Raw genomic sequence first — 13,809 nt, 5'->3', positions numbered from 1 at the left:
CATGACCACCGAGCTACCGAAGACTTTCGATCCCGCCGACATCGAGGCGCGCTGGTACAGGCATTGGGAAGAGAACGGCCTGTTCCGGCCCGAACGCCCGGACGCCGAGCCCTACACGATCGTCAACCCGCCGCCCAATGTGACGGGCAGCCTGCATATCGGCCACGCGCTCGACAACACGCTGCAGGACGTGATGATCCGCTACGAGCGGCTGCGCGGCAAGGATGCGCTGTGGGTGGTCGGCACCGACCATGCGGGCATCGCGACGCAGATGGTGGTCGAACGCCAGCTTGAGGCGAAACAGGACAAGCGCACCAATTACAGCCGCGAGGATTTCGTCGACAAGGTCTGGGAATGGAAAGAGGAAAGCGGCGGCACGATCACGCGCCAGCTGCGCCGCCTCGGCTGTTCAATGGACTGGCCGCGCGAACAGTTCACCATGGACGAGCATTTCTCGAGCGCCGTGCTCAAGACCTTCGTCGATCTCTACAATGACGGGCTGATCTACCGCGACAAGCGGCTGGTCAACTGGGACCCCAAGCTCAAGACCGCGATTTCCGACCTCGAAGTCGAGACGACCGATGTGAAGGGCCATTTCTGGCACTTCAAGTACCCGCTCGAAGAGGGCGTCACGCTCGACGACGGGCGCGACCATATCGTCGTCGCGACCACGCGCCCCGAAACCATGCTCGCCGATATGGCGGTGGCGGTGCACCCCGATGACGAACGCTACACATCGGTGATCGGCAAGCATGTCGTGCTGCCGATCACCGGTCGCCGCGTGCCGATCGTCGCCGACGAGCACGCCGATCCCGAACTGGGCAGCGGCGCGGTGAAGATCACACCCGGCCACGACTTCAACGATTTCGACGTGGGCAAACGCGCTGGCTTCGCTCCCGCCGACATGCTCAACATGCTCGATGCCGAAGCCAATGTCTGCCAGACCGCCGACGCTCTGGTGCCGGAGGAATTCCTCGGCCTGCACCGCTTCAAGCGCGACGGGGTCGATGGCGCGCGCGAACTGGTGGTGCAGCGGCTCAAGGAACAGGGCTATCTCATCCCGCACATCGCCAAGACCAAGAAGGGCGAGGAGCAGGAACTCGACGCCGAGCCGCGCACTATCGCAACGCCCTTCGGCGACCGTGGCGGCGTGGTGATCGAACCCTGGCTGACCGACCAGTGGTATGTCGACGCGGAAAAGCTCGCGGTGAAGCCGATCGAGGCGGTGAAGAGCGGCGCAATCGAGATCGTCCCGAAAAGCTGGGAGAAGACCTTCTTCAACTGGATGGAAAACATCCAGCCATGGTGCGTCAGCCGCCAGCTATGGTGGGGCCACCGAATTCCGGCGTGGTATGGGCCTGCTATAGGAGAAGGCCAAGTGGTTGGGATTGACCTGCCACACGCTCCGAAGCGCTTGAACGCATCGCTTGAAAAAGACGAGTGCTTTGTCGCCCTAGACAGTGCTGACGCAAAACAAAGGGCGTCGGCCTTTCTCGAGAAAGGCGGATTGGAACTAGAGATCCGTGAGTTCGTGGGGCGTCACGAAGTTATTGAAGCGATCTTCCGAAACCAACTCGATCTGACAAAGCACTACCCGATCTGGCGCGACGAAGACGTGCTCGACACTTGGTTCTCCTCCGCGCTGTGGCCCTTCGCCACGCTCGGCTGGCCGGACAAGACCGACCTCGTCGAAAAGCACTATCCCAACAATCTGCTCATCTCGGGCTTCGACATCCTGTTCTTCTGGGATGCGCGGATGATGATGATGGGGCAGTACAACACCGGCCAGAACCCCTGGCCCAAGCTCTATCTTCACGGCCTAGTGCGCGCGGCGGACGGGCAGAAGATGTCCAAGTCCAAGGGCAATGTCGTCGATCCGCTCGGCCTGATCGACCAGTACGGTGCCGATGCGCTGCGCTTCTTCATGGCGGCGATGGAAAGCCAGGGCCGCGACATCAAGATGGATGACAAGCGCATCGAGGGCTATCGCAACTTCGCGACCAAGCTGTGGAATGCGACGCGTTTCTGCCAGGCGAACGGGATCGGCGCGAGCACGAGCATCGCGGCGCCCAAGGCGAGCCATGCGGTCAATCGCTGGATCATCGGCGAGGTGGTCGAGACCAAGCAGGCGCTCGACGCCGCGCTGGCGGACCTGCGCTTCGATGCCGCCGCGAACACGATCTACCACTTCGTATGGGACCGCTTCTGCGACTGGTATATCGAATTGGTCAAAGGCAATTTCGATGCGGAAACCAAGGCGGTCGCCGGTTGGGCGCTCGACCAGATCCTCGTCATGCTGCACCCCTTCATGCCCTTCATTACCGAAGAGCTGTGGTCGAAGCAGGGGGATCGCGCGGACTATCCGCTGATCACCGCCCAATGGCCCGACCCGCAGGCGGACGTGGACGCGGAGGCCAAGGCGGAGATCGATTGGCTGATCGCGCTCACCAGCGCCACGCGTACGGCGAAGAACGAACTCGGCATTGCGCCGGGTGCGAAGCTGCAAGCCTATTGCGCATCGCCCAGCCCGCTGGCGAAATCGGTGGTCGAGGCGAATGCCGGGGCGATCGAACGGCTGGCGCGTCTCACCCCGGTGACGTTCGGCGAAGCGCCCTCGGGTGCGGCGATGCAGATCGCGGCAGGCGAGGACGAGTTCGTCATCCCGCTGGAAGGCGTGATCGATATCGAAGCCGAGAAGGCCCGCCTCGAAAAAGCGCTCGCGGCCAGTGCGAAGGAAGCCAAATCGCTCGAAGGCCGCCTGTCGAATGCGAACTTCGTCGAACGCGCCAAGCCCGAAGCGGTCGAAAAGGCCCGCGCCGACCATGCGCATCACGTGGCCGAAGTGGCCCGGCTCGAAGCCGCCCTGGCGCGGTTGGGCTGATAGTGCGCCTTTTTCCCTCCCCGTCACCTCGGACTTGACCCGGGGGGTGCTCCATTGCAACTCGAAGCAGCGAGTGGCTAGCTTACCCCTATGGTTCCGGCAACGGGGCAATCTTTGGAGCTGCAAGCGTTGGATCAAGAGCAATATCGAAAAGAGCTTGCTGACTTCGCAGAGCTGTTGAATTCGAATGATGTCGGACTTTTGCCTTAGCCAAGCTCAACTCCTCGATAAGGGGCATGCGCGGGGCATAACGCTTCCTCTGAACGCAACCCTGATAGGGGATGGATATGGTGCGCCGACCTTCACGAGCCGTTGAGCTTGAAGATATCATTTCATCCGAGATCATTGGTGACGATCCAGAGATTGTAAGCGCCGTATTGAACACTCACCTTGCACTAGAGGCAATTCTGATCGAGATGCTTGGCCTACTACAAGCAGGTGAAAAGAGGTTTGGTTCACCGTTCCCTGCAAAAACCAAATGGCTTCTAGAGCACGGCATTCTGTTGGATAGTGACAAAGTCGCGTTTGATAGATTCAACGAATTTAGAAATGATCTTGCCCACATTTTCGGACATAAGACCGAGCTTTTGGATGTGCTTAAGCTTGCCCGTGAGCTTGAATCGAACGGTATCGATTTTTCTGATTCTGTTGGCCATTGCAGCGAAATTGAAGCAACCAAATTCTATGGTGGAACTATTGGCGTTCTAGCCGAAATTGGTTGGTGCATCCTCTTTCATGCAGCCTACATTTTGCAGGACGCAGGTGGCCGGGATATCTTTTCCGCTGATGCCGCTACATGATGGTGCAACGAGCCACTCAAGCCACTAGACAAAATCGAGTGTGGTGAAATTCCCCTTGTTTCGCAGCTATCACTATACCCCCTCGGACTTGATCCGGGGTCCCGCTTTTCTTTGGGAACGGCACTACACCAAATAGGACGTGGGACCTCGGCTCTGGGGCCGGGGTGAGGGGAAGCGGGCCTCGCAGACTGGCCGATTTCCTACACGACCCATTTGTGTCATGAGCGCGGCAATGGCCCGGAACTACCTCCCTTCTGGCGGCACGCGCTTCCAATCATTCGGTTCGCTCGAACCGTGCGTCGCTAGGCGATCGGATTTTCGCCTCCGCCACCCTGTCCGTCCGGTCGACATTGGGACGGATATGCACTTGGTTCCAATAGAGAAATTGCTCATGAGCGAAGGTTACACCGTGTCACCTTCGTCACCCGCGGAGCGCAATCGATGCCGCTAGTCCTTGCCACCGACGATGACGGCGGGCCCGAGATCTTCGCCTCGGTACAGGGCGAAGGGCCGAGTGCGGGGATGCCCTGCACCTTCGTGCGCCTGTCGCGCTGCAACCTCGCCTGTGTGTGGTGCGACACGGCCTACACCTGGCATTTCGAGGGCGACGACCGTCCGCATCGCGACGGGATCGAATTCGAGCGCAAGGCCAACCAGGTGACGCTCGACGAGGACGAGGTCGCCGCGCGGATCACCGCGCTGGGCCAGAAACGGCTGGTCATAACCGGGGGCGAGCCGCTGCTGCAGGCGCCCGCGCTGGCCAAACTGCTCGACCTGCTGCCCGACGTCACGGTCGAGATCGAGACCAACGGCACCACCAAGGCTTCGGCCCCTCTCGACATCCGGATCGACCAGTTCAACGTCAGCCCCAAGCTGGCGCATAGCGGCAATCGGGCCGAACTCGCGCTGCTGCCCGAACGGCTCGACGCATATGCCACCGATCCGCGCGCCTGGTTCAAATTCGTGGTCGCCGAGCCGTCCGACATCGACGAGGTGCTCGCCCTGCGCGATCGCTATCGCTTCAGGCGGGACCATGTCTTCCTGATGCCCGAAGGCACCGACAGCGAAACGCTGCGGGGGCGCGAGAAATGGCTCGCGCCGCTATGCGTCGAACACGGCTTTAGGATGAGCGACCGGCTGCATATCCATCTGTTCGGGGATACCAGAGGAACCTGATCCCCCGCGAAGGCGGGGGTCTCAGGCGGATTGGCGCAAGATTGCCTGAGGTCTCCGCCTTCACGGGGACTCAATCAACCCTGGCTACGCCAGCGCTGGACGGTGCTCGAGACGATATCCTCTTCGCCGCCGGTCTTGTTCCACAGCTCGATGAAGCTCGGGTCCTCGGATGCGGGCCGCTTGGCTTCCTCCAGAGTGTCGAAACTGACGCGGATCGGGATCGCCACGCCCTCGCCGCAGATGATGCACTCGCGATTGCGCAGCGCGGGGATCGCGTCGAGGAATCCGCGCGCGCCCTCGGGCATCGCCGCGCGGACGAATTCCTGGTCGCGGTCGTTGTTGAGGCGCATCGAGATGATCGTGCCGCATTGCGACAGCACGCCCTCGGCGAGGTCGGAGGGGCGCTGGGTGATGAGGCCGAGGCTGATGCCGTACTTACGGCCTTCCTTGGCGATCCGGCTGAGGATCGTGCCGACCGAATTGCCATCGGCGTGTTTCTCGCTCGGGACATAGCGATGCGCCTCCTCGCACACCAGCAGGATCGGAGAAGTGCGCTCCTCGCGGCCCCAGATGGCGAAGTCGAACACCAGCCTGCTGAGAACGGCGACAACGGTCGCGGTAATGTCGGACGGGACGCCCGATACATCGATGATCGAGATCGGCTTGCCGTTCGAGGGCATCCGGAAGATCTTCGAGATGAAGTCGCTCATCGTGTCGGCGACCAGCATTCCCGAAAACAGGAACTGATAGCGCGGATCGCTCTTCATCTCGTCGAGCTTGTTCTTGAGCCGCATGTAAGGCGCGGAGTTCGTCGCCTTATCGAGCTTGCCCATCGCATCCTGAATCTCGTTCGAGAGATCCGACAACAAATAAGGGATCGGCGAATCGACCGTGATCTTGCCCATGGACTCGGCCAACCGGCTCTTCTGCCGCGCCTTGAGCAGGCACTTGGCAAGGATATCGGCATCGACCTGCCGTTCGTTGCCATTGCTGGTGAGCAGCACCTCGCAATGTTCCTCGAAGTTCATGATCCAGTACGGCATCTGCAGGTTCGAGACGTCGAGGATCACGCCGGTATTGCGGAAGGCCGCCGAATATTCGCCATGCGGGTCGATCATGACGATATGGCCTTCGGGCGCCGCTTCGCAAATCCGATGGAGGATCAGCGCGGCGCCGGTCGATTTGCCGGTACCGGTCGAACCGAGCAGCGCGAAATGCTTGCCCAGCATGGCATCGACATAGAGCCCGGCGCGGATGTCCCTGGTCGGGTAGACTTTGCCGATGGCGACCGAGCTGCGGCCGTCGCTGGCATAGACCTGGCGCAGGTCCTGCGTGGTCGCGGGATAGACCATTGCGCCCGGGACCGGATAACGCGTCACGCCCCGGCGGAAGCCGTGGAGCTTGCCGGTGAGCTTTTCCTCCATCCCTTCGCCGAGGAAATCGATATTGGCGAGGATCGAGCCTGCCTTGCGATCCTGGCGCTGGTTGCGGACGCTGGCGAGCAGCCAGCTGTTGCCGACCCGGATCTTGATTTGCGAGCCGACCTGGCCGGCCATGGCGATCGAAGGGTCGGCATCATCGGCGCATTCGCTCAGGCGCTGAAGGTCGATCGCGACCTGCGAACCGGAACCGGCGATTTCGAGAACCACGCCGATCGGCTGCATGGCGTTCTCGCACGTTTCCGCGGATTGGATGTCGTCGGAGGGCCTTGCATGCGGCGGCGCATCCTCCGTTTGCGGCTCGACTTGTGAGACTTGCGCCTTCGCGGAGGGCGGCTCGGAAGCCGGCGTTTCGGTCCGATCGATTTCCAATGGGGGATCGATTTCCGCCGAAGGTTGCTGGGCTTTGTGGACATAGCCGGAGCGCGACGCAGCGGGCGGCTCCTGTTCCCCGCTGCGCCGAATCCGGTCCCGCAACGAGTTGCTGCGCGGCTGCGGCGGCTCGGCGCCGTCTTCCTTGGCCGGATCGAATGTGCGGGAAATCGGATTACCCATGTCGTTCATTGGATTGGCTTTGCCCCAGGTTGGCCGCGCTAAGAGCGCACCCGACCTGCCTGCCCGAAAGTGCTTAAGATGTGGTCAACGCGCGCGGCTGCAATACGCTAGATGAGCGCGAAGAGGCGTCCGGCCGCCCAGCCCATCCCGACCGACAGGAACACGGCCAGCAATCCGTAGAGCAGGGCCAGATCCTGCGAATACTCCTCGACCTTGCGCTCGAAACCGACTTTCTGCACTTCGACTTCGGTCATAGCGGAAGCAATGACCCGCCCTCCCCGCACCGCGAACGTCTCGGCGGTATAGGTTCCGGTGGTCACGTTGGAAGGCAGCGTTATGCGTGCCTGGTACAGAACCTGTTCACTGATCTGCACACCGCCGAAATCCTGTTTGTAGAGCTGCTGGCGCGTCTTCAGATCGACCAGCCCATCCTTGAACCTCGCCTGTTCATCTGGATCGATCGCGCCGCTGGGCGAAAGCTGGATGTAATCGGTCCCGAATTCGTAAATCGCAGCGGTTTTTTCGTCGACGATTTCCGAAATGGGGCGTGAGGAGGCGACGGCGAAATAGGAGGGGACCGAGCGGAAATCGCTGCTTGCGGCATTGATCCAGACGCCGGCGAACCGCTCTTTCTCTCGCAGGCGGACCGGTTGCGAAGGGCCCTTGAGTACCACCACGATATCGTAATCGCTGCCCGCCGCCCGGCCCTGCGGATCGAGCACCGCGCCGAACAGCAGCAGTTCCGTGCCCGTGAAGCCCTGGCGCACCTGCACCTCGTGCTGGCTGACCTCGGGCACGAGGATGGGATCACGCTGGCCCATCAGCGCGAAGGCGAAGAGGAGGAGCAGGAGCACCCTCACAGCGGATACAGCGTGTAGATTTCCTCGGGCTGGTAAAACAATCCGAGGAACATGCGAAAGGCCACCAGCAGAACGGTCACAGCCAGGATCAGGCGCAGCAGTTCCGGCTTCGCCTTGACTGCTATCTGCGAACCGAGCTGCGCGCCGGTGACCGAGCCCAACAACAGGAGGAAGACCAACACGATATCGACTGCCTTGGTGGTCAGCGAGTGCATGATCGTGGTCGCCATCGTGACGAACAGGATATTGTAGAGCGAGGTCCCGACCACCACATTCGCGCTCATGCCGAGGATGTAGAGCATGGCGGGGACCAGGATGAAGCCACCGCCCACCCCCATCAGCATCGTCAGCACGCCCACCGCGATCCCCACGACAAGCGGGGCGAGCGGCGAGATGTAAAGACCCGAGCGATAGAAACGCCAGCGCATCGGTAGACTGGCGACCAGCGGATGGTGGCGCCGCCGCGCGGCCTGCACGCTACCCGTCCCGCGGATCGTCTGTACCGCCTCGCGCGCCATCAGCGTGCCGATCGTCCCAAGCAGGACAACGTAAAGCGCGCTGATGACCACGTCGATCTGGCCGATCGCTCGAAAGAAACGGAACAATAGAGCGCCGAAGCCCGAGCCGATCACCCCGCCCGCGACCATGACCATACCCATGCGGTAGTCGACGCCGCCACGCCCGCCATGCGCGAGCACGCCGGTTACGCTGGCTCCGGTGACCTGCGTCGACGCCGAAGCGGCAGCCACGGTTGGCGGGATACCGTAGAAGATCAGCAGCGGCGTGGTCAGGAACCCCCCGCCCACGCCGAACAAGCCCGAAAGCACGCCGGTCAGCGCCCCCAGCGCGACGATCCACAGCCCGTTCACGGACAGGTTCGCGATGGGGAGATAGACGTCCATGAAAGCGCCCTATCGCAGGGGCGTTACGGATAAAAGCTGAACAATGTCAGAAGCCGGTCGAAAGCGTCAAAACACCGCCATCGCCCGGCTCGGCATCGCCGGCCACGCGCCAGCGATAGTCGGCCTCGATCCGTGCGGGCGTGGTCCCCAGCCGCACATCCAGGGTCACGCTCGGGCCGAGATCGAGCCGTGCCGCGCCCTGCTGGGCGCCACCCCAGACGCCGCCGCCCAGCGAGACCCGGCCAAGGTCGAAGCTGGCGAGCTCTTTTTCGGCGACCATCGAGCCATCCGCGAAAGCAGTCGCGAAATCGCCGCCGACATAGCCCGCCTGGCCATAGCCGCGCGCTTCGAAGCCCGCTGGAAGGCGTAACCGGTCGAATCCTCCCGCTACGAATATCGAGGGCCGGATTTGCGCAGGACGACCAGGTCGTTCGGTTACGCGCGCCTCGGCATGAATGGCGAGCGGCGCACTGGCCACTGGCCGCAGCCGAAGGCCCAGGGCGCCCTCGGTTTCGCCACCCTCAATCAACGCATGGCTTGCGCGAGCATAGATCGAGGGTGCCGCCGTTGAGGTCGGCGCGAGCCGATAGGAGATCACAGCTCCGAGCTGGCTCGCGCCATAGCTGGCAGGACGAGCCCCTCCGTCGGAGAGGCGATTGCCTCCCTCACGCAAAACCACCCAGGCGTCGAACCGCCATGGGGAGATCGACCATGCGGGCGGGGAGGCCGCGCCCGTCGGCATCTTGCGGCTCTGGCGATCCAACATTTCGGCTACGCTGCGCGGCATCGGCAGGCTGGCCATCCCTGCCATGAACAGCAGATTGTGCCCGACCGCGCGCTGGTGCGTATCGAAGTGCTCGGAATAGGCCTGCGGCGTCGGAACGGCCGATAGGGGCACATCCACCGGTTCGAACGACAGCGGCACCTTCTCCCATGCGGAAAGGGAGGGTACCGGCCCTCCCCCTTTCGCCGCCGGACCGGTCGTGGGCGATACTTCCTCAATCCTCGATCCGCTCTTCGTCTGGCGAAATTCGGCGGTCGCAAGGCGAAGGCTTTCGGACAACGGTAGCGAGGAAGGCCAAGGGTTTTGCCACGTCACGATCCGGACCAGACACCAGCCGACCAGCAGCAGCCCCAGAAACAGGACGGGCTGCCCCTGGCGGCGAACGACCGGATCGCTCATGCCCTGCCTTTGCTTGGCAATAGGAGCGCCGGATGGTCGCGATGCTCGGTCTTGTCCCAGATAACCGGTGCGCCACGAAGCGTGCCGACATAGTTCAAGAGCGCGCGCCGCCCCGCCATGATCGCAATGACGTTCGAAACGATCGTGCGCGGGATGGCGAGCAGGCCCTGCCGCCAGCCATATTCCCGGGCCGTGAACGCCGCGCGCACCAGGAAGCGCAGCGACAGGCCTGCGAAATTGATCCACAGGAGTGCGGTCAGAAGCGGTGTCGCCATTGGCAGCTCGACCAACCCCAATTGCTGGAGAACCAGCCCAACGGCCCCGAATCCGAAGAGCAAATAGGCAATCACAAGCAGGATCGCGGCGAGCGGGCCGCGCCGGTCGCGCAATTGCATCCACAGCTCGACCGGCTCCGACCCCCAGCCGAGACGGTCCCAGCCCTGCAAGGCAATGCCGTGCATCCAGCGCGTTTTCTGCCGTACCGATTGGTTAAGACGCGAAGGGAAGAAGGCCCGTGTCGCGATAAGCCTCCCATCGGCTACGCGAACCCGCAGAAAACGTCCCCGACCGCCCGCCGCAGCGATCTTGAGGCCCAGCTCGTAATCCTCCGTGAGGGATTCTGCGGCAAAAGGCAGGCCGCCCTGCTTCTCGGCCAGCTGCTTCAGCGAACCTCGAGCGACTGCGCATCCGACTCCCGCCCCCGGGATCGCCGCTCCGAGGGCATCGCGCACAACCAGCGCTTTGCCATGGCTTTCCGCGAACTCGTCCGAGTAATGCGAGCCGATCCATGGCGAATGGCGTTGCGGTAGGGCGAGCACCGGCAGTTGGACGAAATGTGCGTGCCACAGCGCCCGGTCGAGTAGGTCCAGCGCCATCGGGTCGACCATGTCTTCGGCGTCGTGGAGTACGACCATACGCGTCTCGATACCCGAACGTCGCTCGTCCTCCGTCAGAGCGGCATGGAGACGGTTCAGGCAATCGGCCTTGGATGTCGGCCCATCCCTCTCGTGGACGATCAGTCGCACGCGGGGGTCGCCCCGTACGGCGGCTATGACCGAGGCCATGGTTGCAGCATCGTTGCGATAACAGCCGACATAAACTGTCAATTCGTCCTGCGGCCATGCATCGAGCATATGCACCAGAGTCGGCCCGAGGACGTTGGCCTCCTGCCATGCAGGTATGAAAACCGCCGCCCGCCCCGCCAGACCATCTATGTCATCGAAAATCGCTTCATCGACACGCTCGGTCTGGATCCGCCCCGTGACCCGGCACCAAAGGTAGGTGCAATCGAGCGCGAATTCATCGATCATGCCAAGCGCGAAGAAGGCCGCTGCGAACAGCAGCAACTCGTGCTGAACGAGCACGAACCATTCCGCGATCGTGAACGACCCTAGTACCAAGCGGCACCCCCCTGCCTTTCTGGATAACCGCGAGTTTCAAGACTTGCAACGTGGGCCGCTTTGCGAAAGAGAGCGTCGCCAAGATGACCGAACGTCCTTCAGCCTTCCGCCTCGTCTTTGCCCCCGTACGCGCACTCTTCGTCAGCGACGCTTCGGCCGGCATCCTCCTCATCCTAGTCGCGGCAGCAGCAATGCTGGCGGCCAATTCGCCGCTCGCGACCGAATACGAGCAATTGTTCTATGGCGAATTGCCGTGGACCCCGATCCCCAAGCTCTACGATCTGCACCTGTGGATCAACGACGGCCTGATGGCGATATTCTTCTTCGTTGTGGGCCTCGAAGTGAAACGCGAGTGGATCGAGGGACAGCTCTCGACTGCGCAATCGCGCCGCTTGCCGATTCTCGCGGCGGTGGCGGGGATGGCGATTCCCGCCCTGGTCTATGTCGGCGTGGTCGGCGGCGATGCCGAATTGCTGCGCGGCTGGGCCATTCCCGCCGCAACCGACATTGCCTTCGCAATGGGCGTGCTGGGCTTGCTCGGCAATCGCTGTCCGGCCTCGCTGCGGCTGTTCCTGCTGACCGTGGCGATCGTCGACGATATCGGCGCGGTGATGGTGATTGCGCTGTTCTATACCGCGAACATCAAACTGGGATGGCTGGCCGCAGCGGGCGGTGTCGTGGTGCTGATGATGGTGCTCAACCGGATGCGCGTCGCGTCCTATTGGCCGTTCGTCCTGCTGGCGCTGGTGCTGTGGTACTTCGTGCTCAACACCGGCATCCATGCGACAATCGCCGGTGTCGTGGCCGCGCTGTGTATCCCGATGGTAGGACCCGACGACCAGACCATGGTCGAACGCATGGAGCACGGCCTCGCTCCCTGGAGCGCCTATCTCGTGGTCCCGGTCTTCGGTTTCGCGAATGCCGGCGTGCCGCTAGCCGGGATGGGTCTCGAACAGCTGCTTGCGCCGCTGCCGCTGGGGATTGCCGCGGGCCTGTTCCTCGGCAAGCAGGTCGGCATTTTCGCCGCCATTTACGCTGCCGACAAGCTCGGTTTCGCCCCCCGCCCGGACCAGGCGAGCTGGCCCGAGATCTGGGGAATTTCCATTCTGTGCGGAATCGGCTTCACCATGTCGCTGTTCATCAGTGGGCTGGCATTCAGCGGCCAGCAATTGCTGATCAACGAGGCGAAGATCGGAATCCTGCTCGGGTCGCTGATCTCGGCAGTCGCCGGCTATGCGATCCTGCGCATGTCGGCGCCGCACCCCGAGGATGCGAAGTCGCCCTATATCGACTGACCCGGCTTACCAGCTGCCGGTATTCTCCATGCTCGCCCAGGGCTCCTGCGGGTCGAGATAGCCTTCCTGCAGCAACTCGATCGAGATGCCGTCGGGCGTCTTGACGAAGGCCATGTGTCCATCGCGCGGGGGCCGGTTGATCGTGTGCCCTGCATCCATGATCGCCTGGCAGGTGTCGTAGATGTTCTCGACCCGATAAGCGAGATGGCCGAAGTTTCGGCCACCGCCATATTCCTCGGGCGCGCTGCCATCTTCGGGCGGCCAGTTGTAGGTCAGCTCGACCTCGGCCACGCCTTCCTGGCCGGGTGCGGCGAGGAAGATGAGCGTGAAGCGGCCCTTCTCGTTGTCGAACCGGCGTGTCTCTTCGAGTCCGATTAGCTTGAAGAAAGCAACGGTCGCTTCGGGATCGGTGACCCGGATCATGCTGTGCAGGTATTTGGGCACGAGTAACTCCATTCATCGAGATTAAAGCACGGTTCATCGTCAAAATAGTATCGCGATCCTCGGGAGGCACAGGCCAGAGAGGACGAGATCATGAGCGACGAAACCGAAATCGACGACACTAGTGCCACGCCGCGGCAGGGCGATGCAACGCTCAAACGCTGGCTGGCGAGCGCGGGGATCGTGGCGATCGGACTGGTGCTCGGCGGATTTGTCCTGGGCGACGGCCTCGTGCGCATGAAGGCTGCCGAACGCAGCGTGACTGTGCGCGGCCTGGCCGAACGCGAAGTCACCGCCGACCTTGCGACATGGACGTTGTCCTTCGCTTCCACCGCCACCAGCCTCCAGACCGCGCAGGCCAGCACCGATCGCGACGCAACGGCGGTGCGCGAATTCTTCGAAGGCCTGGGCTTTCCCGAGAACGAGCTGACGCCGGCGGGCGTGAACGTCTCCAACTATACCGACGACGGCATTGTGTTCTACACCGTGCGCCAGCGAATCGTGCTGCGCACCAAGGACATCGAACGCGCCCAACGCGCGGTCCGCAGCCAGGCCGAACTCGTGCGTAGGGGTGTAGTGCTCGAGGACGGATCAGGCATCAGCTACACGTTCACCGGACTCAATGCGATCAAGCCCGAAATGGTCGCCGAAGCCACGAGGGATGCGCGCGCCGCAGCGGAGCAATTCGCCCTAGATAGCGGCGCGGATGTCGGCAGCATCCGCAAGGCGACGCAGGGCTATTTCTCGATCGGCGCGCGCGATGGTGAGGCCGGCGGCTGGGGCATCGGCGATACGCCGTTCAAGAAGGTGCGCGTGGTCACGACGGTCGATTTCGCTCTCGACTGACGAAAAGGGCGCACGCTCGATCGGCGCGCGC

The 13,809-nt window shown here is 62.7% G+C and carries 11 protein-coding genes; 5 read left to right on the top strand and 6 right to left on the bottom strand.

What is annotated here, in order from left to right:
* Window position 1: 1 nt before the first annotated feature.
* The 3 genes from ASS64_RS16195 to ASS64_RS16190 all read left to right on the top strand — a co-directional run bounded on the left by ASS64_RS16195 (window position 2) and on the right by ASS64_RS16190 (window position 4,857).
* Window positions 2-2,881, top strand: coding sequence for a valine--tRNA ligase (locus tag ASS64_RS16195; RefSeq protein ID WP_067696788.1), 2,880 nt, complete (start codon window positions 2-4; stop codon window positions 2,879-2,881).
* A 281-nt stretch (window positions 2,882-3,162) separates the two neighbouring features.
* Window positions 3,163-3,681, top strand: a complete 519-nt coding sequence (locus ASS64_RS16770; protein WP_157075231.1) for a hypothetical protein — start codon at window positions 3,163-3,165, stop codon at window positions 3,679-3,681.
* A gap of 441 nt (window positions 3,682-4,122) precedes the next feature.
* Window positions 4,123-4,857, top strand: coding sequence for a 7-carboxy-7-deazaguanine synthase QueE (locus ASS64_RS16190; protein ID WP_067696785.1), 735 nt, complete (start codon window positions 4,123-4,125; stop codon window positions 4,855-4,857).
* 74 nt (window positions 4,858-4,931) lie between these two features.
* Here ASS64_RS16190 and ASS64_RS16185 read toward each other — a convergent pair whose 3' ends face one another.
* From ASS64_RS16185 to ASS64_RS16165, 5 genes are all read right to left on the bottom strand, one after another.
* A complete protein-coding gene (locus ASS64_RS16185) occupies window positions 4,932-6,860 on the bottom strand; it encodes an ATP-binding protein (protein ID WP_234002425.1) in 1,929 nt (642 codons plus the stop codon).
* Between the two features lie 98 nt (window positions 6,861-6,958).
* The gene (locus ASS64_RS16180; RefSeq protein WP_369815384.1) at window positions 6,959-7,711 is read right to left on the bottom strand and encodes a TIGR02186 family protein; all 753 of its coding nucleotides are present in this window, start codon (window positions 7,709-7,711) and stop codon (window positions 6,959-6,961) included.
* A complete protein-coding gene (locus ASS64_RS16175; protein ID WP_067696783.1) occupies window positions 7,708-8,613 on the bottom strand; it encodes a sulfite exporter TauE/SafE family protein in 906 nt (301 codons plus the stop codon). The genes ASS64_RS16180 and ASS64_RS16175 overlap by 4 nt, the downstream gene beginning before the upstream one ends.
* Window positions 8,614-8,659: 46 nt before the next feature.
* Window positions 8,660-9,796, bottom strand: coding sequence for a hypothetical protein (locus ASS64_RS16170; RefSeq protein ID WP_067696781.1), 1,137 nt, complete (start codon window positions 9,794-9,796; stop codon window positions 8,660-8,662).
* The gene (locus tag ASS64_RS16165; RefSeq protein WP_067696779.1) at window positions 9,793-11,196 is read right to left on the bottom strand and encodes a glycosyl transferase family protein; all 1,404 of its coding nucleotides are present in this window, start codon (window positions 11,194-11,196) and stop codon (window positions 9,793-9,795) included. Before ASS64_RS16165 ends, ASS64_RS16170 begins: the two co-directional genes overlap by 4 nt.
* Window positions 11,197-11,279: 83 nt before the next feature.
* On the opposite strand from ASS64_RS16165, the gene nhaA reads away from it, so the two are divergent.
* Window positions 11,280-12,491 (top strand): Na+/H+ antiporter NhaA, encoded by a 1,212-nt coding sequence (gene nhaA / locus ASS64_RS16160; protein ID WP_067696869.1) that lies wholly within the window; start codon window positions 11,280-11,282, stop codon window positions 12,489-12,491.
* A 6-nt stretch (window positions 12,492-12,497) separates the two neighbouring features.
* Here nhaA and ASS64_RS16155 read toward each other — a convergent pair whose 3' ends face one another.
* Complete coding sequence (locus tag ASS64_RS16155; RefSeq protein WP_067696866.1) at window positions 12,498-12,935, bottom strand: VOC family protein; 438 nt, start codon at window positions 12,933-12,935, stop codon at window positions 12,498-12,500.
* Between the two features lie 90 nt (window positions 12,936-13,025).
* Between ASS64_RS16155 and ASS64_RS16150 the strand changes: the two genes are divergently transcribed.
* Window positions 13,026-13,778, top strand: a complete 753-nt coding sequence (locus tag ASS64_RS16150) for an SIMPL domain-containing protein (protein ID WP_067696777.1) — start codon at window positions 13,026-13,028, stop codon at window positions 13,776-13,778.
* The last annotated feature ends 31 nt before the right edge of the window (window positions 13,779-13,809 follow it).

It is taken from the genome of Erythrobacter sp. AP23 (assembly GCF_001542855.1).
Classification (GTDB): Bacteria; Pseudomonadota; Alphaproteobacteria; order Sphingomonadales; family Sphingomonadaceae; genus Qipengyuania.
The sequence above is the reverse complement of the archived record's forward strand: the minus strand, read 5'-3'. Positions and strand labels throughout refer to the sequence as shown.